Origin of the sequence: Micromonospora sp. NPDC005206 (assembly GCF_040608175.1) — a bacterium.
GTDB lineage: Bacteria > Actinomycetota > Actinomycetes > Mycobacteriales > Micromonosporaceae > Micromonospora.
Genome location: NZ_JBEXHU010000004.1, coordinates 77292 through 97065, shown reverse-complemented (window position 1 = coordinate 97065; position 19774 = coordinate 77292). Strand labels below are relative to the sequence as shown.

Genomic DNA, 19774 nt, shown 5'->3' with positions numbered 1-19774 from the left:
TCGCGGTTACGCGCCTTGGGAGCCCGGCCGTTCCCGGTAGTGGAGTACGGCCACGGCCACTGCGAAGAGCAGCGCGGGCACCAGCACCAATGTCAGCCCCTGCGCAGGGGTGAGCGCATCGAGGACGCCATCGTGGGTTCCACGCTCGAGAAACGTCCCCGTGGTCCCAAGCCCCAGTCGGGTGAGCAGCAGCGTGACGCCCACCGGGACAACCAGCGCGAGGAGGCGCCGTCGCAGCACCGCCGGCGTGGACAGGATGACGAGGGCGAAGAGCAGGTATCCCACACTCAGCAGAATCGCTTCGATCTGGCCGACGCCGACGGTGAATATCCAGGAGGTTCGAACGGGTTCCGTCCAGCGGTCGGCAAATGCAACGGTGGCGATGCTCGGGGCACCGACGCTGACCAGCGTCGCCGCAGCCAGCAGGCCAAGCCGCCAGCGTGCGATGCCAGCTGTGCCGGAGCCGGGAGCGCGGACGACAAGCGCCACGGGGACCATCCCGGCCAGCACCGCCGGCCAGAGATTGAACACCGTGGAATATTGCCCATACTCCCCGGCGACCCGCACCACCTCGAACGCCGCAGCGCATACGGCGGTCGCGGCTGCTGTCCGGCTCCACCGCAATGCTGCCAACATCGCCACGACGAGCCACACCCCGGAGCCGAGCCACGACGGCCAGGAGACGACCTCCTGACCGAGCCCAAACGGATGGCCGTCCGCGAGCAGGGCGAGGTGCAACACCGGAAGGCGCGCGGCGCGCGCGAACAGCACCAGCGAGGCGATCAGACCCAGTACCGCTGCGGCTTCCCGCCAGGCATCGACCGAGAGTCGGGCATCCAGTTGGCGGACGTGCGCACGGAACGCCCCGCCGAGCAGGGCGAGCACGTCGCGCGCCGCGGGCCTTCGCTGGTCGGGCGCCGCGTCGTCCAGCAGCACCCCGAGCATCTCGTCCTCGTACTGTTGGCGGTACTCACGGGGATAGCAGGCCAACAGCCACCGGTAGACCTGGTCCAATCTCACGCCGCGCCGCCTTCGAAGATGAGGCCGGCACGGCGAAGTCGCACGTTCGCCGCCTCGGCGTTGCTCCGCAGGCGCGCCGACTCCTCGGCCAAGCGTCGCGCGCCGGGCGCGGTGAGTCGGTAGTACCGGCGCAACCTGGACTGCACCTGCTCCTCGCGATCAATGTCGATGAGGCCCTCGGTTCGCAGCCGATCCAGGGCCGCATAGAGGGTGCCGGCGCGCAGGTCAACGCGCCCGTCGGAGATCCGGCGGACCTCATCGAGGACTGCGTACCCGTGCCGTGGGGCCTCGACGAGCGCGGTAAGGATCAGATAGGTCGACTCTTGCATGGAAGCACTCGCCATGATCACAGCATATACCGGTCGACTGTATATACGACAGGCAGTTGGGCGTGTCCGTGCGGATCGCGGGTGACAGTCAGGCTGGGGTGCGACAGGCGGCGTCGATCCGGTGCACCGGTCGGACCCGGCGGCCCAGCCCTTCCAGCAGCGAGTCCTCGACGTGGAAGTCGTGAACCCGCAGCCGGTGCCGGGGCAGCTCCTCCTCGCTCGGGCAGAGCACCTGCGCGCGGACCAGGTCGACCGGCACGTACCGCACGCCGCCTCGTTCCTGCAGGATCACCATGTTGACGTCGTCGGTGGTCACCACGTGCCCCCGTACGTCCTCGGTGGGCCCGTTCTCCACGCCCACCGTGGTGACGGTCAGCGGCAGCACGGGCGTGCTGATCACCGGCAGCGCGGCCCAGACCAGCATGGCCAGCACCGCCACCTCGGTCACCGACGCCAGCGGCCGGATCACCACGCCGGGCAGCGGCCAGGCGATGAAGAGGGCCAGCACCGGCGGCACCACGATGAGCGCCAGCACCAGCAGCTCGCCCTGCTGTGCGGCGTCGCGCAGCGTGGGCAGCACCAGCCAGCCGTACCCGGCGAGCAGCGCGACGACCAGCAGCAGCCGTGGCACGACCCGCTCGTGCAGCCGCCCGGGGCGGAGCTGGAAGGCGGCCACGAACGCAGGCAGGAGCAGCGGCAGATAGAGCAGCGGCCAGGTGAGAAGGGCGAGCAGGAAGCTGGCCAGCACGAGCCAGGCCGGAGTGAGATCGGCCCAGCGGGCGAACAGCGGGCGGCGGCGGGTGCCCGGCGGCAACCGGTCCACACTGACGGCGAGCACCGCGCCGAGCGCGAAGACGGCGACCAGCCCGGTGGAGAGCAGTCGGGCCGCGGTGGTCAGGAATCCGGCGAGCAGGTTGACCGGCCCGACGTTGGCCACCAGCAGCAGCGTGGTCTGGAGTTCGCCGCCCGCCTCCACGCCGAGCCGGAGCACCGAGAAGATCGCCGGTACGCCCACCACCGCGGTCCAGAACGACTGGCTGGCCCGGGCTCGCCGCTCGGCCGGATCCCACCGCACCCGCCCGGGCTCGACGTTGGCGACGACCGGTTCGGCGGGTTCGGCGACCGGTACGCCCGCCGGCCAGCCGGGACCGTCCACCTCGACGCCGGGCGGACCGTCGGCAACGGGCGTCACGGCGGTGCCGGTGGGCGCGGACGCCCGGGGTGGCGGTACCGGGTCATCCGCGCCCGCTCCGCTGGTCGCGGTCGGCGCCGTGCTCACCGCCGGGGCGCCTTGTCGTCGAAGTCGACCAGCTTCGGCACGTCCAGCGGTTGTGGCTGCCGCTTCTCGGCCCGGAGCCACGGGCCGAGCGTCCGGTTGTACGCGGTCTGCCACGGGCTCGCCTGCTCGTCCCGGCCCTGCTGGTAGCTCTTCTGAAGGAAGAACGCGACCAGGTCGCGCAGGGCGGGGTCGCCGATCGGGACGCCGATGCCCAGCAGCTCGCTGGTGCCGAACGGCATGTCCACGATCTCGAACTCCTTGGGGAAGCTGGCCAGGAAACCGGCGAGGATCGCCTCGTCGGAGCTGACCGCGTCGTACCGGCCCTTCCGGATGCCGTCGACGCAGTCACCGACGTCCTTCACCACGAACGTCTTGACCTGGTGCTTCTCCAGCTCGGCCTCGGTGGTGGAGCCGCCGCTGGTGCAGATCTTGTAGGCCGGGTCGCGGAGGTCCTCAATGGTGCGGATCCGGTCCTTGAGCCGGGTCGGCACCATGACCTCCTGAGTGGTGACGAAGTACGGCCCGGCGAAGCTGACCAGCTTCTTGCGGTCCTCCGTCATGGAGACTGGCCGTAGATGTGCGTCTCACGCAGCTTCTCCTGCACGGACGGCAGGTCCGGCTGCTGCCGGCTGTCGCAGCCGGCGGCGGCGGCCAGGGTGAGGGTCAGGGCGACCGCCAGTGTCGTCGCGACCGAGCGGAGCCGGGACTGGGCAGTACGTGTGTTCATGGGCGACCTCGCTGACGGAACCGGCCTGCGGGACACCGAGAGTAGCGATTTCGGTCCACTCCGTGTGCGCGCCGATCGGTCTGGTCGGTGGGGCCGGCTGGTGGCGTCGACCGGCACGTCGGACGGCTCTGTGGTTGACAGCAGGCCCTGTGACGACATGCTGGAGGGGTGAGTCGATTGTCCAGGTCCGACGCGCGGACGGTAGCGGTGGTCGCGGCGCTGGGAGCCCTTGCGGTGCTGGTCACGCTGGTCGTCTGGCGCCGCCAGGATCTTCTCGGCGTGGCCCTCGCGTTGCTCTGCGTCCTGCTGACCATGGTGGCCGGGGTGTCCGTGTCCGCCGCTCGGCAGGGCGACGACCCGGAGCCGGTGGACCGTCCGTTCGCCGCCGGGCCGCCGGAGTTGAGGCCGTACGGGATCGACGCGGACACGCTCGAAGCTCTGGACAGCCGGGACGCGTTGCGTGCGGTGCGTGACCGGCGGCGCGGGTTGGGCGGGCTCAGCGACCGGTGAGTGTGGGCGCGGTGAGCGCGTCGACGCCCCGCCCGGCCAGGCACCGGTAGGTCCGGTCGACGCTGCCGTCCACCGGCGGGAGCACCTCCAGGTGCCAGCCGACCGGGTCGCTGATCGCCGTGGTCAGTCGGAAGGTGGTCGTGCTGCACACCTGGCGCACCGGCTCGGCCGTGACCACGTCGTCGTATTCGGCGCCGACCAGGGACACCGGCAGGACGCCCTCGGCGTACGTCTCCCAGGTGTGCCGTCCGGTGCAGGGGACGCGGGCCGCCTCGGCGCGGGTGCCGCGGATCCGCACCGGGCCGAAGCACTCCAGCTCGGGCAGGCAGTGGGCGCCCTCGGGCAGAGCGGTCGGCGCGCCGGTGCCGGTCGTGCAGCCGGGCAGCGGCCCGGTCGCTGGCGCGGCGACCCGGCTGACCGAGGGGGACGGCTCGGGCGGTGGGCCGCTGCCGGCCATCCAGGCGCCGGCGCTGGCCGAGGCGGCGAGCGCGAGCGCCCCGGCACCGCCGAGGAACCAGCGCCGCCAGCGCCGACCGGCGGGGACCGTCGGGTGGACGTCCTCAACCGGGGGGCGCGGCGCCGGCTGGCCGGCGGCGTAGCCCGTTCCGCCGCTGACCGGGGCACCGCTGACCGGCGTGGACGGCGGGCCGAGCGGCAGGCTGGCGAGCAGCTCGTGCAGTTCGAGAGCGGAGGGCCGATCGGCGGGGTCGTTGGCCATGCCGGCGCGGAGTACGTCGATCAGCTCGTCCGGCACGCCGGGCAGGCGGGGAAGCGGCTGGTTGAACATCTCCAGCACGGTGACGAGGCTGGGGTTTCGCTCGGACTGCCAGCGTGGCGGCCGACCGTGCATCACCGCGTAGAGGGTGGCGCAGAGCGCGTACACGTCGACGGCCGGCGACGGTGGGCTGTGGTTGAACATCTCCGGCGGCGCGTACGCCGGGGTGAGCACCTCCAGGGTGACCGAGGCGTCGCGGTGCTCCGCGAGCACGGCCAGCCCGAAGTCGGCGAGCACCGCCGAGTTGAAGCCCGAGTAGAGGATGTTGGCCGGCTTGACGTCGCGGTGCAGCACCCCGGCCGCGTGCGAGTGGGCCAGCGCGTCAGCGATCTTCAGGCCGAGGTCGCGGGCCTCGACCGGGCCGAGCGGCGAGGTGCGCATCCGTTCGGCGTACGAGCCGTCGCAGAGTTCCATGATCAGGTAGGGGTGTTGGTCGACGGTGACCCCGACGTCGAAGAGGTCGACCACGTGCGGGTGTGACGACATCCGCCCCGCCGCCCGCGCCTCGCGCAGGAAGCGGGCCTGGTCACGCTCGCTGTCCAGCGTGCGGTTCTCCACCTTGACGGCGACCTCGCGGCCCACCGAGATCTGGGTGGCCTGGTAGACGGTCGCGTAACCACCCCGGGCAAAGACCCGCAAGTCGGTCAGACCGGGCACATTCGGCACCGGCAAGCCGCCGGTCGGGGTGTCGGTCACTGCTCGAAAATACCCAACCCTGCCGGTGGCTCAACGCACCGCGTCCGCCGGAGCGGCACCGGCCGCGCCGGGCCCCTCTCCGACATCGCCGGCCACGTCGGTGCCATCAGCCGTCGCAGCGGTGCGTTCCTCCGTCGCGCCAGCGCCGGCCGGCGCACTCCTACGGGCGTCCAGGCGCAGGCCGACGGCGGTGGCCAGCGCGCCAAGGCCCTCCCAGGCAGCCACCCCGAAGAACCGGTCCGGAGCGATCTCGGCCAGCACCGCGATGCTGAACACGGTGAACGTGACCAGCCGGAAGACCACCGTGAACCGGTAGAACGCCCGCCACTCGGTCACCGTGGCGAGCAGGTAGTAGACGCCCATGTTGAACGACGCCATCGAGGACGCCAGCAGGAAGGTGCCGGTGTGGTCACCGACGGCACGGCTGGCCGGCACGTCGAACCCGAGCATGCGCAGCAGCGCCTCCGGCCAGAGCAGCCCGAGCGCACCCATCAGCAGCGCCAGCACACCGAAGACCGCGATGGTCCAGCCCGCGACGGAACGCGGCAGCTTCATGGAGAGCCTCCCCAGGCACGGCGACGGTCACCACTGTGGACCCCGCACGGTGTTGACACGCTAGCCGCTCACCCCGACCACCACATCCCCGAAACCGTCAATAACCCACCCCCACCACGCCAGCCCCCCGATCGGCGCGGGCCGCGGGGAGAGCGCCGGGTCAGGGGGTGGCGGTGAGGCGGGCGCGCAGGGCATCCGCCTCGGCGCGTTCGCTGCGCTGCTCGGTGGCGTACGCCAGGCGCACCGCCTCGTCCGCACAGGACAGGGCCTCAGCCGGGCGACCGCAGGCGGCCAGCGCCTCGGCCAGCACGCTGGCCGCGATCACCTGGCTGCGTACGTCCTCGGCCGGTGCGGTGACCGCCCGCCGTGCCCAGTCCAGCGCCTGGTCCCGCTGACCGTGGGCGAGCAGCGCCGACGCGTACCGGGCCATCGTCTGGCGGCGGGAGAAGAGCAGCGATGGCGCGTTCGCGGCGGCGGTGGCCACCGGGGCGAGCAGCCCGACCGCGGTCGCCGAGTCGCCAGCCGCCAGCCGGGCGGTCGCCAGCAGCACCCGGGGCGCGACCTGCGCCGGGGCCTGCGGGTTGTGCGGCTCCACAGCGGTCAGCACCGCGCGGGCGGACTGCTCGGCGGTCTCGCAGTCACCCATGTCCAGCGCCACGAAGCCCCGCAGCGTGCCGGCCATCCCGGTGAGCAGCGGGTGCGAGGTCCGGTCGGCGTACGCCAGGGCGTCGGTGAGCAGGTCGGCCGCGTGTTCCGGCTCCCCCAGCCCGCGCGCCACCACGGCCCGGACCACCAGCGCGAACCCGCGCCCCCAGTCGTCGGAGGCAGCGGCGAACTCCCGGTAGGCGCGCCGGGCCTCCCGGTCCGCCTCGGCCAGGTCGCCCAGCTCGGCGGTGGCGAACGCTGCCACCGCCCGCAGGGTGCCCACCGCCCACGCCTCACCGACCCGCTCGCCGAAGGGCAGGAAGACCCGCGCCAGCCGGCCCGCCTCGCGCAGCCGGCCCGCCAGCAGCCGGGCGAACGCCGTCGTGCCCCGCAGCCAGGCCCGCCCGTACGGATCCTTCAACTCGGCGAAGAGCCGTGCGGCCCGGCCGAGCACCGCGTCGGTGCCGGCGAAGTCGCCCCGGGTGGTGGTCACCCAGGCCAGGTTTTGCAACGACCAGGCCTGCCCGCGCCGGTCCTGTGCGCCGAGGCTCACCTGGTAGGCGGCGGCCAACCGGCTGCTCGCCTGGCTCAGCCGCCCGGTCACGAAGTCGGCCATGCCGAGCCGCCGCATCGCCGAGGCGCGCAGGGTGGGCAGGCCGCCGTCCGTGGCCACCTGCAACGCCTCCTGCCAGGCGGCCACCGCCCGGCCCTGGTCGCCGAGGGTCTGCTGGGCCTGCCCGGCGAGCAGCAGGGCGCTGGCCCGAACGGCTTCGTCCCCCGCGTTCGCGGCGATCTTCTCGGCGTAGGCGAGCGCGTCGACGACCCGGCCGATCTGAAGCAGCGCCCGAGCGTGCACCACCCGGTCCGCCGCCGGCACCCCGTCGCGGGCCAGTTCGGTGGCGCGCTCGGCGTACTCCACGGCCAGCGCCGGCTCGCCGGCCGACAACGACCGGCGGGCGGCCCGGCCCAGCGCGGCGACCCCGAGCGGGGCCACGGCGCGGGCCGGCGCGTCCGGGCGCAGCTTCACCGCGTCCGCGAGCCTGGCGGCCCGCTCCACATGGGTGGCCACGAAGTCGTCCCGGGCCTCGTCGGTGAACCCGCCCGGCGTGCCGACGGCGACCTCGTCCCGCGGCGCCGCCCAGCGGGCCAGCGCGGCGTGCCGCTCGGCCAGCTCCGCCTTGCTCACCCCGGCGTACGCGGCTTCCCGCATCAGCGGAGTGGCGAACGCGTAGCCGAGGCGGGTGCGGTGCAGCATCCGGCGTTGCAGCAGCTCATCGACGGCCCGGTCGAGTTCCACCGCGGCCACGGCCGAGGGCCGGCCATCGCGGCCGCCGTGCTGCTCACGCAGCGCCTCCAACGCACCGGTGGGCACCGCGTCACCGATGACCGCGGCGTCGCGCAGCACCGAGCGGGCGTCCGGTGGCAGCGCGTCGATCCGGGCGGCGAGCACTGCGGCGAGGTCCCGGGAGAGCAGCCGGCTGCCCAGCGAGCCGGGCACCAGCCGCCAGCCGGCCGTCGAGCCCTGGTCCCGCTCGCCGGACCCGGCGCGGACACCGCGGGCTGGCTCCACCGTGGTCAGCGCCCCGCGCTCGATCAGCAGGGTGACCAGCTCGGCCAGGTAGAACGGGTTGCCCTGGGCGGTGGCGAGCAGCCGGTCCGTGTCGGCCGGCGGCAGCTTGCCACCACCGAGGTAGCTGGTGAGCAGCCGGGCCGCGTCGGCACCGCGCAGCGGCGGCAGGGAGTGCACCTCGGCGTCCGCGACCCGGGTCAGCGCGCCGGCGGTACGGACCAGCTCGGGGCGGCCGAGCAGCAGCACCAGCACCGGGCCGGTGAGCCGGGACAGGGTCAGCCCGAGGGCGCGGATCGTCTCGGCGGTGGCGTCGTGCAGGTCGTCCACCACGATCACCAGCGGCGCCTCGGCGGCGAGCCCGCTGAGCAGGTCGGCGACCGCGTTCGGCACCGCCTCGGCGTCGGCCGCTGGCGCGCCCGCGCCCCACTCGCCGTTGTCGGTGCCGCCGTGCGCGGGAAGTTCGGCGTAGCCAAGCAACGCGAGCAGCTGGTCGGTGGCGATCGGTGCGGTCTCTCCACCGGCGCGGGCGAGCCGCTGGCTGAGCCGGCGAAACCGTTCCTCGACCGCCGGCCGGGTCAGCGCGGTGGCCGCGTCACTGGGCAAACCGACCGCGGCGCGGACCAGATCGGCCAGCGGCGCGAGCCGGCGCCGCTCACCGAAGGCGGCGCAGCGCACCGAGAGCACCCGGGCGCCGGTGTGCGCGGCGTACCGGCCGGCGCCGACGTCGTATCCGGCGGCGAGCCGTTCCACCTCGGCGGCGAAGCGGGACTTGCCGATGCCCGCCTCGGCGGTCATCAGCAGCACCCGCGGGTCACCCTGGTCGATCACCTCGGCGAGCCGGCCGGCGACCCGACCGATCTCGGTCTCCCGACCCACGTAGGGCGCCTCGTCGCCGAGCCCCGACCGGGTGCCCGGCGCGTCCAGCAGACCCAGCAGCTCGTACGCCTCGACCGGTTCGCGCTTGCCCTTGAGCCGCAGCGGGCGCAGCGCCCGCCACGAGGCCACGTGCCGGGTGGCGGCGGAGGTCCGCCCGCCGGCGTAGACCGCGCCGACCGCCGCGGCGTCAGCCAGCCGGGCGGCGGTGTTCACCGTGTCCCCGATGACCGTGTACTCGATGGCGGCCTGGATGCCCGCGATGACGTCGCCGGTGTTCAGCCCGACCCGCAGCCCGAGCGGCGCGCCGCCGCCCCGCTCGTCGTCGAGCACCCGGCGGACAGCCCGCTGCATCGAAAGGGCGGCCCGGACGGCACGTTCCGCGTCGTCCTCGTGCGCCACCGGAGCACCGAAGACAGCCATGATCCCGTCACCGGTCAGCTTGTCGACGTGCCCGCCGAAGGTCTTCACCGCGCCGGCGAGGGCGGCGAGCACCCGGTCGGTGACCGCCCCGACGCGTTCCGGGTCGAGGTCCTCCGACCAGGAGGTGAATTCGGAGAGGTCGCCGAAGAGCACGGTGACCACCCGGCGCTCGGCCGCCGGCAACGTCGCGGCGGCCGGCAGCGCCGCCCCGCAGTTGTGGCAGAACCGCGCGCCGGGGACGGCGACGGTTCCGCACACGGGGCAGGTCACGTCTGCTCCAACCCACTGACCCGGGGCTCGGATTCCCCGGTGCCGACCCCCAGGTACTCAAGCTGGGCGCGGACCGACCACTCGGCGGCCCACCAGAGGGAGCGGTCCACGTCCGCGTAGACCGCGGCGACCACCTCAGCGGGGGTGTGGGCGCCCGCGGCGACGGCCGCCCGGACCTGGTCGAGACGGGCCCGGCGGTGGGCGAGGTAGAACTCGGCGGCGGCGGCGCAGTCGGCCAGCGCCGGGCCGTGCCCGGGCAGCGCCGGGACCCCGCGGTACGCGGAGAGCAGCTCCATGCTGGTCAGGTAGTCGCCGAGGTGCCCGTCGGGGTGCGCCACCACGGTGGTGCCCCGGCCGAGGATGGTGTCACCGGTGAGCACCACCCGCTCGTCGCCGCACTCGACCAGGAAGCAGACCGAGTCGCCGGTGTGCCCCGGGGTGTCCAGCAGGCGAATCTCCAGGCCGAAGCCGTCCAGGTGCTCGCCCGAATCGGTCAACGGCTCACCGCCGATGGTGTGCGCCGCGTCGACGGCGAGGACGTGCACGCCGCCGAGGAGCTCACTCAGGCGGGCGGAACCCTCGGTGTGGTCGGGATGGCCGTGGGTGATCAGGATCAGCCCGATCGGGCCGTGTTCGGCGATCCGGGCCAGGTGCCCCTCGTCCGCCGGCCCCGGGTCGACCACGACGCCGTACTCCGCCGTCGGGGCGCGCAGCACCCAGGTGTTGGTGCCGTCGAGGGTCATCGGACCCGGGTTCGGCGCACACAGCAGCGTCACCCAGCTCGGCAGCTCGTCGGCGAGCGCCGCCGCCGGCGCCGTCACGTGCCCGCTCATGGCTGCGATCGTACGGCCCCGCGCGCCACACCCCGCGATCTTGCACTTGCGGTCCCTGATTCGTCCCCGTTCGGGGCTTTCATCGGCCAGGAAGCGCACGACCGCGGGGCCGGCGACGCGTCAGGCGACCTCGAGGATCAGCTCGACCTCCACCGGCGCGTCCAAGGGAAGCTCGGCCACCCCGACGGCGCTGCGGGCGTGGCGGCCGGCCTCACCGAAGACGGTGCCCAGCAGATCGGAGGCGCCGTTGATCACCGCGGGCTGGCCGGTGAAGCCGGGCGCGGAGGCCACGAACCCGGTCAGCTTGACCACCTTGACCACGTTCTCCAGACCGACCAGCGAGTCGACCGCCGCCAGCGCGTTGAGCGCGCACCGCTGGGCCAGATCCTTCGCCTGCTCGCCGGAGATACCGGCGCCGACCTTGCCGGTGGCCAGCAGCTTGCCCTCGGCCATCGGCAGCTGCCCGGAGACGTACACGTGCTGGCCGGACTGCACGGCCGGTACGTAGCTGGCCACCGGCGGCACCACCTCGGGCAGTTCGAGACCCAGCTCGGCGAGCTTCGCGTGCGGACCGTTGCTCATGCCTTGGGCCGCTTCAGGTACGCGACCAGCTGGTCCGGGTTCGGCCCGGGGACCACGGCGACGAGTTCCCACCCGTCCTCGCCCCAGTTGTCGAGGATCTGCTTGGTCGCATGGACCAGCAGCGGGACCGTGGAGTATTCCCACTTCTGCATCGCTGGAGGGCTCCCTCTCGGTGCGGACGTATTCGAGGCACAGCCTACGGTCCGCTGGCGGGGCGAGGTGCGGGACGCTGCTCCGGCGCGGCCGGCAGCTCACCGCAGGGCCCCTCGTGCTCGTACCCCTGGGGGCAGCGGGAGCGGTCGGGCAGCAGCAGGTCGCAGAAGACCCGATGCCGGTTGTTCTGGCCGTCGGCGTTGGAAACGGTGGTCTCACCGGCGTCCAGCTCCGGCAGGAAACCCAGGGACACCGCGACCCGACCGGCCAGCGCGGTCGCCGCCGCCAGGTCGGGCACCCGGATCGGCAGGTGGATGACGAAGCCCGGCTCCTCGTCGTCCCGGCCCCGCTCGGCGGGGCGACCCGACGCGAGGACCACCTCCGTCGGCTCCGGCACCCGGCGGTACGACCGCTCGTTGACCGGCAGGCTGCCGACCGGCCCGTCAGCTTCGCCCCGGGACCCGGACCGGCGCAGCCGGTCGTTGGTTGGGAACTGGGTGCGAGGGATGTTGTCCACGTCGCGCATGCACTGCCTCCGGTCGTACCTGTCGGATCACGCCTCCGATCGGACCATCCATCCGTCCCGGCCCCCGCACCCGGGATCGAAGGTAAGGTCCGTGGCCGCAGTCCCGCCAACAGGACGCGCACGGCCGGTAACCCCTAGTCACATATGCGACACATCGCAGGTGGGAGGCCCTACGGGGCACCGCGTCGGAGATCCCGTCGGCCGGATCCGTCGCCCGCCCGGCCCGGCAGGGGCGACACCGGTTCGATGATTGACCGCTACCCTTCCGGTCGGACGGTCGCGCAGCGCCGGCCACCCGCTCGATCACGCTCGGCGCCAGGGGTGGCGGCGGGCGCCCGCACCCCCCGGGGGAAAGACATGACCCAACCGCCCAGCGGCGACCAGGCCGGGCCGCCCGCACTCCCGCAGGCCCACCGGGATCCCGCCGGTCCGGCTGTTCCCGACCAGCCGGCCCCCGCGGCGCAGCCCGGGCCGCTCGCCCTGCCTGCCCCGCCCGAGGGTCCCGGCGGCTCGGCACCGGCATCGGGTGCCCAGGACCCGTCGGCGATCCCGTCACCCCCGCCCGGCTACCCCCCGTACCAGGGCGCCGCCGAACCCAAGAAGAAGCGCGGCCTGCTGATCGCGGCGATCGCGCTCGTCGTGATCATGGTGCTCTGCGTGGGCGGCGGCGTGGTGGCGTTCCTGACCCTGCGCAACGCCGAGACCGGCGAGGGCGCCAAGGAACCCGCGGTCGCCGTCGACGAGTTTCTCACCGCGGTCTACAAGGACCGCGACGCGACCAAGGCGGCCAGCCGCGTCTGCGCGGCCGCCCGGGACGACGAGAAGATCGCCGCGAAGGTCGCAGAGGTGCAGAAGTACGCCGCCGAGTACAAGAACCCCCGCTTCCGGTGGACCAGCCCGAAGGTGGACAACCAGACCGGGGCACGGGCGACCGTCTCCACCCGGGTCACCATGACCACCTCCGACGAGAAGGTGGCCGACCAGGACCTGCGCTTCACGGTGGTGCAGAAGTCGGGTTGGTGGGTCTGCGAGGTCGCGTGACCGGCAGGCCTGGATAGGCTCGACGGGTGCGTGCAGCTGAGCGGCCGACCGACCCGGCCGGTACCGGATGGTCGGCCCGTCTCCACGTGGTGACCGGCAAGGGCGGCACCGGCAAGACCAGCGTGGCGGCGGCGCTGGCCCTGGCGCTGGCCGCCGGCGGCCGGCGCACCCTGCTGGTGGAGGTCGAGGGGCGGCAGGGCATCGCCCAGCTCTTCGGCATCGACCCGCTGCCGTACGAGGAGCGGCACCTCGCTGACGCCCCGGGCGGCGGTGAGGTGCGCGCGCTGGCCGTGGACGCCGAGGAGGCGTTGCTCGAATACCTCGACATGTTCTACAAGTTGGGTGCCGCCGGCCGGGCGCTGCGCAAGCTCGGCGCCATCGACTTCGCCACCACCATCGCCCCGGGCCTGCGTGACGTGCTGCTCACCGGTAAGGCGAAGGAGGCCACCACCCGCACGTCCGGGCAGCGGCGCGTGTACGACGCGGTGGTGCTGGACGGCCCGCCGACCGGGCGGATCGGCCGGTTCCTCAACGTCACGGCCGAGACGGCCCGGCTGGCCAAGGTGGGCCCGATCAAGACTCAGAGCGAGGGGGTCGCGGCACTGCTGCGGTCCCCGATAACCGCGGTGCACGTGGTCACGCTGCTGGAGGAGATGCCGGTGCAGGAGACGGTGGACGCCATCGCCGACCTGACCTCGCTCGGCTTCGGGATCGGGCGGGTGATCGTCAACGGCACGCGGCCACCGGTGCCCTCCGGTCGGGCGGTCACCGCGACCGAGCTGAAGCGTGGGCTGGTCGCCGCCGGGCTGCCGGCCGACCGGGAAACCGTCGCCGGCCTGCACGACGAGGCGCGTGACCAGCTCATCCGGCGCGAGTTGGAGGATTCACTGCGGGCCGAGCTGGTGGAGCTGGGGCTGCCGATGACCGAGCTGCCGTTGCTGGCCGACGGGGTGGACCGGGCGGGGCTCGCGACGCTGGCTCAGGCCCTCCTCCGGGCGGATTGACTCACACCTGAGGTCGGCACGGGCGCACGGACCCACCCGGCCCGATACGCTCGATTGGTGCCTTCCGAAGACGCGGCGCCGCAGCTGGACGTCGACAAGATCCTCGCCGACCCGGGCGTGCGGATCGTCGTGTGTTGCGGTGCCGGCGGGGTGGGAAAGACGACCACGGCCGCCGCGCTGGCGCTGCGGGCCGCCGAGCACCACGGCCGCCGCACGGTGGTGCTCACCATCGACCCGGCCCGCCGGTTGGCCCAGTCGCTGGGCCTGACCGAGCTGGACAACACGCCCCGGCAGGTCAAGGGGATCGACGTCGAGGCCAGCGGCGGCGAGCTGCACGCCATGATGCTGGACATGAAACGCACCTTCGACGACGTGGTGCTGCAGCACACCGATCCGGCGAAGGCGGCGGAGATCTTCGCCAACCCCTTCTACCAGGCGATGAGCTCGACCTTCGCCGGCACGCAGGAATACATGGCGATGGAGAAGCTCGGCCAGTTGCACGCCCGGGGCGAGTGGGACCTGATCGTCGTGGACACCCCGCCGTCCCGCTCGGCGCTCGACTTCCTGGACGCGCCGGCCCGGCTCTCCCGCTTCCTCGACGGCCGCATGCTGCGACTGCTGCTGGCACCGGCCCGCAGCGGTGGGCGGAGCATGTTCAGCCTGGTCACCGCCTCGTTCGGGATGTTCTCGAAGGTGGTGCAGAAGGTGCTCGGCGCGCAGCTGCTCACCGACCTGTCCGGCTTCGTGGCCGGGCTGGATTCGATGTTCGGCGGTTTCCGGCAGCGGGCCGAGCAGACGTACCGCATCCTCCAGGCACGGGAGACGGCCTTCGTGCTGGTCGCGGCGCCGGAGCCGGACGCTGTCCGGGAGGCCGCCTACTTCGCCGGCCGACTGCGGGAGGAGAACATGCCGCTGGCCGGTCTGGTGCTCAACCGGGTGCACCGGCCTGCGGTTCCGGAGCTGGACGCCGAGCGGAGCCGGGCCGCCGCGGAGCGGCTGGCCGAGCTGGGTGGGCACGAGGCCACCGCCGACGTGCTGCGGGCGCACGCCGCGCTGGCCCGCCAAGCGGTACGCGAGCAGCAGGTGGCCGCGCGGTTCACCGAGGCGTTCCCGGCGGTGCCCGCGGTGTCGGTGACGGCGCAACCCGCCGACGTGCACGACGTCGACGGGCTGCGGACGATCGGCGCGGCGATCAGCCGGCCGTGACCGGCGTCAGGTGGCCGCGCTGACGAGAATCTTGTCCTTGCCGGCCTTGTCCTTGCTGTTCTTCTTCATCGCGGCCTCGAACATCTTGCGCCAGCTCGTCACCTGCGGGTGACGACGCAGCAGCGCTCGGCGTTCGCGTTCGGTCATGCCACCCCACACACCGAACTCGATCCGGTTGTCCAGCGCGTCGGCCAGGCACTCGTACCGAACTGGGCAGCTCCGGCAGATCCGCTTCGCCACGTTCTGTTCGGCGCCCTGTACGAACAACGCGTCCGGGTCCCCGTTCTGACACGCCGCCAGCGACGGCCAGTCAGTGATCATGCCCATGTGTACACGTCCCCCCTTGCAGTACCTACCGACCTCGTTGCACGTCAGCCGGCAATTCCCCCCGATCGCCCGGCTCGCCTTCCCCAAGGCGGCGCGAACGACATGTGGCGCTGTCGCCGCCCCCCATCATGCTCTGTAGTCGACTGATTACGCAACGTTGTCGGCGAAATCCATCATTCCGGACACTCCCGGCTTCCCGGGCGCTCGACCGCCGGTTACCCCGTCGAGGTCGGCGAAAACGCTGCGCCGCTTCCTTCGATCGGAGGAGACTCACGCCAGGTCAGACGCAACCACGCACCGGGGGTCGTGCGTTTAGCACAACGAGGGCAGCGCGCGCAGGAAATGGGGAAGAACGCCCCAGCGCCCCCTCGTTCCCTACTCGCGTACCCTGCTGAGGTGACCTGGATGCGGAAACGTGACCACAATGTGCTGACCAACGCCGCATCGCTGCTCGTATGTGGCCTGCTGGCCGGCGTGGTGGTCGCCGCGGCGGCCTTCCCCGCAGTGGCGATGTCCGGCTTGGCCGCAAAGGCCGGCGCCGAGACATTCGGCGCCCTGCCCACGGAGCTGACGGTGGCCCGCGCGCCACAGCTCGGCTACCTGTACGCCTCGGACGGCAAGACACCGCTGGCGATCATGTACGACGAGAACCGGCGGGACGTGAAGCTCGCCGACATCTCGCCGGACATGCAGAAGGCCATCATCGCGGCCGAAGACCACGACTTCTACAAGCACAACGGCGTCGACATCAACGGTGTCGCCCGCGCGTTCGTCAACAACCAGAACGAGAGCGCCGGCCGGCAGGGCGCCTCGACGCTGACCATGCAGTACGTCCGGCTGGCCATCGCGTACTCGGCCACCCACCCGGCCGACGTGGTCGCGGCGACCGAGGACACCAGCGCCCGCAAGCTCCGCGAGATGCGGCTGGCCCTGCAGGTCGACAAGGAGTTCTCCAAGGACGAGATCCTCACCCGCTACCTCAACCTCGCCTCGTTCGGCAACGGCGCGTACGGCGTGTACGCCGCCAGCCAGGTCTACTTCGGCAAGCCGCCGAGCAAGCTCAAGATCGAGGAAGCGGCGCTGCTGGCCGGCATGGTGAAGGCGCCGACCACCAACGACCCGACCACCAAGGCCGGCTTCCCGCTCGCACTGGACCGACGCAACTACGTCATCCAGAACATGGTCGACATCAAGGCCATCACCCAGCAGGAGGCCGACGCCGCCAAGGCGACCAAGCTGGTGGTGAAGGACAAGCGCACCCCCAACGGCTGCGTCGCCGCCAACGTCAACAGCTGGGGCTTCTTCTGCGACTACTTCTACCGCTGGTGGATGCAGCAGGAGACGTTCGGCTCGACGTCGTACGACCGTGAGCGGCGGCTGAAGAGCGGCGGCTACACCATCATCACCTCGCTCGACGTGCAGGCCCAGAAGGGCGCCGACGCCGCGGTTCGCAGGGCCAAGAAGGAGACCTCCAAGGAGGCCGCCATGGTCGCCGTGGTGGAACCGGGCAGCGGGCGGGTTCGGGCGCTCGCGGTCAACCGCCAGTTCAAGCTGGACGACCCGAAGAACCCGAAGAACAGGATCTCCAGCGATCCCGCGAAGAAGAGGAAGGGCATCCGGGGCAACTACCCGGCGACGGTCAACCCGCTGCTCACCGGCGGCGACGGCATCACCGGCTACCAGGCCGGCTCGACGTTCAAGATGTTCACCGTCGTGGCGGCGCTGGAGAAGGGCATCCCCCTCAGCTACACCATCAACGCGCCGAAGCAGTTCAAGTCGGAGTACATCATCCGACCAGGCCCAGCAGCCTGCGCCGGGACCCACTTCTACTGCCCCACCAACTCGACCGACAGCATGGCCGGCGTGCACACCATGTGGGGCGCGTTCGGCCGGTCGGTGAACACCTACTTCGTGCCACTCCAGCAGCAGGTCGGCGCGGAGAACGTGGTCAAGGCCGCGAAGAGGCTGGGCATCAACTTCCGAGCCCAGGAGGACCTGGACCTGGAACGGGGGGCGCACCAGTGGGGCGCGTTCACCCTGGGCGTCTCGCAGACCACCCCGCTGGACCTTGCCAATGCCTACGCCACCCTGGCCGCGGACGGCAAATTCTGCGAGCCGATCCCGGTGCAGGAGATTCGGGACCCGGAGGGCAAAAAGCTGGACATCGCCAACCCGCGCTGCGAGAAGCGGTTCAGCACCGAGGTGGCCCGCGCCGCTGTGGACGCGGCCCGTTGCCCGGTCGGTGACCGGTCGACGACCTCCAGGTGCACGGGAGCCACCGCCGGCAACGTGCGGAGGGACGTCGGTGCGCCGGTGGCCGGCAAGTCCGGCACCACCGACTCGGAGAAGACCGCAGCCCTGGTCGCGATGACCAAGCAGTACGCGGTGGCCGGCATCATGGCCGACCCGGACTGGCCGCAGACCAACGTCAAGATGAAGCACGGCGAGAAGGACGGCATCAACCCGCCGGTGTGGGAGACGCTGCGGGACGCGATGAAGGGCAAACCGGATATCCCGTTCGAGCCGCCGGGCCAGAAGATCTCCCAGGGTGACCAGCGCAGCATCCCCAATGTGAAGTGCGCGTCGTTGGACAGCGCGAAGTCCCGGCTCAAGGACGCCGACTTCGACCCGGTCGTCTCCGACACGAAGGTGACTTCGACGTGCCCGGCTGGCACCGCCGCCGGCACCAGCCCGGACGGGCGCACCATCAAGGGCGGCGTGGTCACCATCCAGGTCAGCAGCGGCGGCGGCGCTCCCCCGCCGGGCAACACCACGCCGAACAAGCCGAACCAGCCCGGCACCCCGGGTCGACCCGGCACGGGCCGCCCGGGCGGCTGAGCCGACGAGCAGGACGCACGAAACGGGCGGGCACCTTCGAGTGCCCGCCCGTTTCGTCTGCCCGGACTGCGTCGGCGGGTTTCAGGGCCGTGCAGTGTCCGGACCGCGCGGTGTCCGGACCGCGCGGTGTCCGGACCGCGCGGTGTCGGAACCCCGTTGGTCTGGGTGCCGCCGGTCAGAGGCCGAGCTGGCGGCGTACCTCAGCGGCCACCCGACCACCCTCGGCCTGGCCGGCCACCGCGGCCTGGGCCGCCTTCATCGCCGGGCCCATCTGGGCCTTCCCGGTGATGCCGCCCGCGGCGAGCGCCCCAGACACCAGCTCGGTCAACTCGGCGTCCGAGAGCTGCTTGGGCAGGTAACGGTCCAGCACCTCACCCTCGGCGGTCTCCTTCGCCGCCTGCTCGGCGCGGCCCGCGTCGGCGAAGGCGGTGGCCGCCTCCCGGCGCTTCTTCGCCTCCTTGGTCAGCACCACGAGCACCTCGTCGTCGGTGAGCTCGCGCTTGGCCTTGCCGGCGACCTCGGCGGTGCCGACGGCGGCCAGGGCCATCCGTAGCGTGGAGGTGGTCAGCTCGTCGCGCGCCTTGAGCGCGGAACGCATGTCGGCGGTGAGGCGGTCCTTCAGCGTGCTCATGGACGGTCAAACTACCCTGAACGGCATGCGAAAGCGCACACTATTCCGGCTCGCCGCCGGAACCGCCGCGGTTGGAGCGGCCACCCTCGCGTACGCGTCACTCGTCGAGCGCAACATGTTCACCCTGCGGCGGTACGACGTACCGATGCTGCCGGCCGACGCGGAGCCGCTGCGCGTGCTGCACCTGTCGGACCTGCACATGATGCCCGACCAGGCGCGCAAGCAGCGCTGGGTGGCGTCGCTGGCCGCCCTCGACCCGGACCTGGTCGTGGTGACCGGCGACAACATGGCGCACCCGGGCGCGGTGCCCGGGGTGCTGCGGGCGCTGCAACCGCTGCTGGACTACCCGGGCGCCTTCGTGTTCGGCTCCAACGACTACACCGGGCCGGTGTGGAAGAACCCGTTCACCTACTTCCTGCCCGACCGGGAGTACACCGACGGCGTCGACCTGCCCTACGAGGAGCTGCGCCAGGTGTTCACCGGCGCCGGCTGGTTGGACCTGAACAACGCCCGCACCATGCTCAAGGCCGGCGGCCGGCAGATCGACCTGGTGGGCGTGGACGACCCGCACATCGAGCGGGACGACTACGGCGCCGTGGACGGCCGGGTCTCATCCTCGGCGGACCTGTCCATCGCGCTGGCGCACTCCCCCGAACCACGGGTGCTGGACCGGATGGCCGCGGACGGCTTCGGGCTGCTGCTGGCCGGGCACACCCACGGCGGGCAGGTCTGCGTACCGGGCGTCGGGGCGTTGGTGACCAACTGCGGGCTGCCCCGCTCGATGGCGCGCGGGCTGCACCGGTGGCCGGGCTCGGACTCCTGGCTGCACGTCTCCGCGGGCCTGGGCACCCACCCGACCGCTCCGGTCCGCTTCGCCTGCCCCCCAGAGGCGACCATCCTCACCCTGATCCCCCGCTGACCCGCGCGCCCGCGCCGTCCCGGCGTCCCGGCGTCAAGATCC

General features: G+C 72.5%; 20 protein-coding genes. 6 read left to right on the top strand and 14 right to left on the bottom strand.

Going from position 1 to position 19774, the window contains the following annotated elements; translation table 11 throughout:
• Positions 1 to 6: 6 nt before the first annotated feature.
• From ABZU69_RS06575 to ABZU69_RS06555, 5 genes are all read right to left on the bottom strand, one after another.
• Entirely contained in the window at positions 7 to 1020 is a 1014-nt protein-coding gene (locus tag ABZU69_RS06575; RefSeq protein WP_354963398.1) for a hypothetical protein, read from the bottom strand.
• Positions 1017 to 1364 (bottom strand): PadR family transcriptional regulator, encoded by a 348-nt coding sequence (locus tag ABZU69_RS06570; RefSeq protein ID WP_354963397.1) that lies wholly within the window; start codon positions 1362 to 1364, stop codon positions 1017 to 1019. Before ABZU69_RS06570 ends, ABZU69_RS06575 begins: the two co-directional genes overlap by 4 nt.
• A gap of 73 nt (positions 1365 to 1437) precedes the next feature.
• Positions 1438 to 2628, bottom strand: coding sequence for a hypothetical protein (locus ABZU69_RS06565; RefSeq protein ID WP_354963396.1), 1191 nt, complete (start codon positions 2626 to 2628; stop codon positions 1438 to 1440).
• Positions 2625 to 3188: a transporter substrate-binding domain-containing protein gene (locus ABZU69_RS06560; protein ID WP_354963395.1), complete on the bottom strand. Its 564-nt coding sequence runs from the start codon at positions 3186 to 3188 to the stop codon at positions 2625 to 2627. Before ABZU69_RS06560 ends, ABZU69_RS06565 begins: the two co-directional genes overlap by 4 nt.
• Entirely contained in the window at positions 3185 to 3355 is a 171-nt protein-coding gene (locus ABZU69_RS06555) for a hypothetical protein (RefSeq protein WP_354963394.1), read from the bottom strand. The genes ABZU69_RS06560 and ABZU69_RS06555 overlap by 4 nt, the downstream gene beginning before the upstream one ends.
• 168 nt (positions 3356 to 3523) lie before the next feature.
• Between ABZU69_RS06555 and ABZU69_RS06550 the strand changes: the two genes are divergently transcribed.
• A complete protein-coding gene (locus ABZU69_RS06550) occupies positions 3524 to 3865 on the top strand; it encodes a hypothetical protein (RefSeq protein ID WP_354963393.1) in 342 nt (113 codons plus the stop codon).
• Here the strand turns inward: ABZU69_RS06550 and ABZU69_RS06545 are convergent.
• The 7 genes from ABZU69_RS06545 to ABZU69_RS06515 form a co-directional block, all read right to left on the bottom strand.
• Positions 3852 to 5336, bottom strand: a complete 1485-nt coding sequence (locus ABZU69_RS06545) for a serine/threonine-protein kinase (protein ID WP_354963392.1) — start codon at positions 5334 to 5336, stop codon at positions 3852 to 3854. The genes ABZU69_RS06550 and ABZU69_RS06545 overlap by 14 nt on opposite strands.
• Before the next feature lie 30 nt (positions 5337 to 5366).
• On the bottom strand, positions 5367 to 5891 hold the full coding sequence (locus tag ABZU69_RS06540; RefSeq protein ID WP_354963391.1) for a hypothetical protein: 525 nt from the start codon (positions 5889 to 5891) through the stop codon (positions 5367 to 5369).
• A 160-nt stretch (positions 5892 to 6051) separates the two neighbouring features.
• A complete protein-coding gene (locus tag ABZU69_RS06535) occupies positions 6052 to 9672 on the bottom strand; it encodes an adenylate/guanylate cyclase domain-containing protein (protein WP_354963390.1) in 3621 nt (1206 codons plus the stop codon).
• Entirely contained in the window at positions 9669 to 10505 is an 837-nt protein-coding gene (locus ABZU69_RS06530; RefSeq protein WP_354963389.1) for an MBL fold metallo-hydrolase, read from the bottom strand. Before ABZU69_RS06530 ends, ABZU69_RS06535 begins: the two co-directional genes overlap by 4 nt.
• A gap of 120 nt (positions 10506 to 10625) precedes the next feature.
• Entirely contained in the window at positions 10626 to 11087 is a 462-nt protein-coding gene (locus tag ABZU69_RS06525) for a RidA family protein (protein WP_354963388.1), read from the bottom strand.
• Positions 11084 to 11239: a DUF4177 domain-containing protein gene (locus ABZU69_RS06520; RefSeq protein WP_007466198.1), complete on the bottom strand. Its 156-nt coding sequence runs from the start codon at positions 11237 to 11239 to the stop codon at positions 11084 to 11086. The genes ABZU69_RS06525 and ABZU69_RS06520 overlap by 4 nt, the downstream gene beginning before the upstream one ends.
• Before the next feature lie 44 nt (positions 11240 to 11283).
• Entirely contained in the window at positions 11284 to 11766 is a 483-nt protein-coding gene (locus ABZU69_RS06515) for a hypothetical protein (protein WP_354963387.1), read from the bottom strand.
• A gap of 357 nt (positions 11767 to 12123) precedes the next feature.
• Between ABZU69_RS06515 and ABZU69_RS06510 the strand changes: the two genes are divergently transcribed.
• The 3 genes from ABZU69_RS06510 to ABZU69_RS06500 are packed head-to-tail and all read left to right on the top strand — an operon-like array spanning position 12124 to position 15017.
• The gene (locus tag ABZU69_RS06510; protein WP_354963386.1) at positions 12124 to 12807 is read left to right on the top strand and encodes a hypothetical protein; all 684 of its coding nucleotides are present in this window, start codon (positions 12124 to 12126) and stop codon (positions 12805 to 12807) included.
• A 26-nt stretch (positions 12808 to 12833) separates the two neighbouring features.
• Positions 12834 to 13811 (top strand): ArsA-related P-loop ATPase, encoded by a 978-nt coding sequence (locus tag ABZU69_RS06505; RefSeq protein WP_354963385.1) that lies wholly within the window; start codon positions 12834 to 12836, stop codon positions 13809 to 13811.
• A gap of 54 nt (positions 13812 to 13865) precedes the next feature.
• Positions 13866 to 15017 carry an ArsA-related P-loop ATPase gene (locus tag ABZU69_RS06500; protein ID WP_354963384.1) on the top strand — a complete coding sequence of 384 codons (1152 nt, stop codon included), beginning with the start codon at positions 13866 to 13868 and terminating at the stop codon, positions 15015 to 15017.
• A gap of 6 nt (positions 15018 to 15023) precedes the next feature.
• On the opposite strand, the gene ABZU69_RS06495 is transcribed toward ABZU69_RS06500, so the two are convergent.
• Positions 15024 to 15344 (bottom strand): WhiB family transcriptional regulator, encoded by a 321-nt coding sequence (locus ABZU69_RS06495; RefSeq protein ID WP_007466209.1) that lies wholly within the window; start codon positions 15342 to 15344, stop codon positions 15024 to 15026.
• Positions 15345 to 15749: 405 nt separating this feature from the next.
• On the opposite strand from ABZU69_RS06495, the gene ABZU69_RS06490 reads away from it, so the two are divergent.
• Positions 15750 to 18182 (top strand): transglycosylase domain-containing protein, encoded by a 2433-nt coding sequence (locus ABZU69_RS06490; protein ID WP_354963383.1) that lies wholly within the window; start codon positions 15750 to 15752, stop codon positions 18180 to 18182.
• A gap of 175 nt (positions 18183 to 18357) precedes the next feature.
• On the opposite strand, the gene ABZU69_RS06485 is transcribed toward ABZU69_RS06490, so the two are convergent.
• On the bottom strand, positions 18358 to 18813 hold the full coding sequence (locus ABZU69_RS06485; protein ID WP_354963382.1) for a GatB/YqeY domain-containing protein: 456 nt from the start codon (positions 18811 to 18813) through the stop codon (positions 18358 to 18360).
• A gap of 25 nt (positions 18814 to 18838) precedes the next feature.
• Between ABZU69_RS06485 and ABZU69_RS06480 the strand changes: the two genes are divergently transcribed.
• On the top strand, positions 18839 to 19732 hold the full coding sequence (locus tag ABZU69_RS06480; RefSeq protein ID WP_354963381.1) for a metallophosphoesterase: 894 nt from the start codon (positions 18839 to 18841) through the stop codon (positions 19730 to 19732).
• The last annotated feature ends 42 nt before the right edge of the window (positions 19733 to 19774 follow it).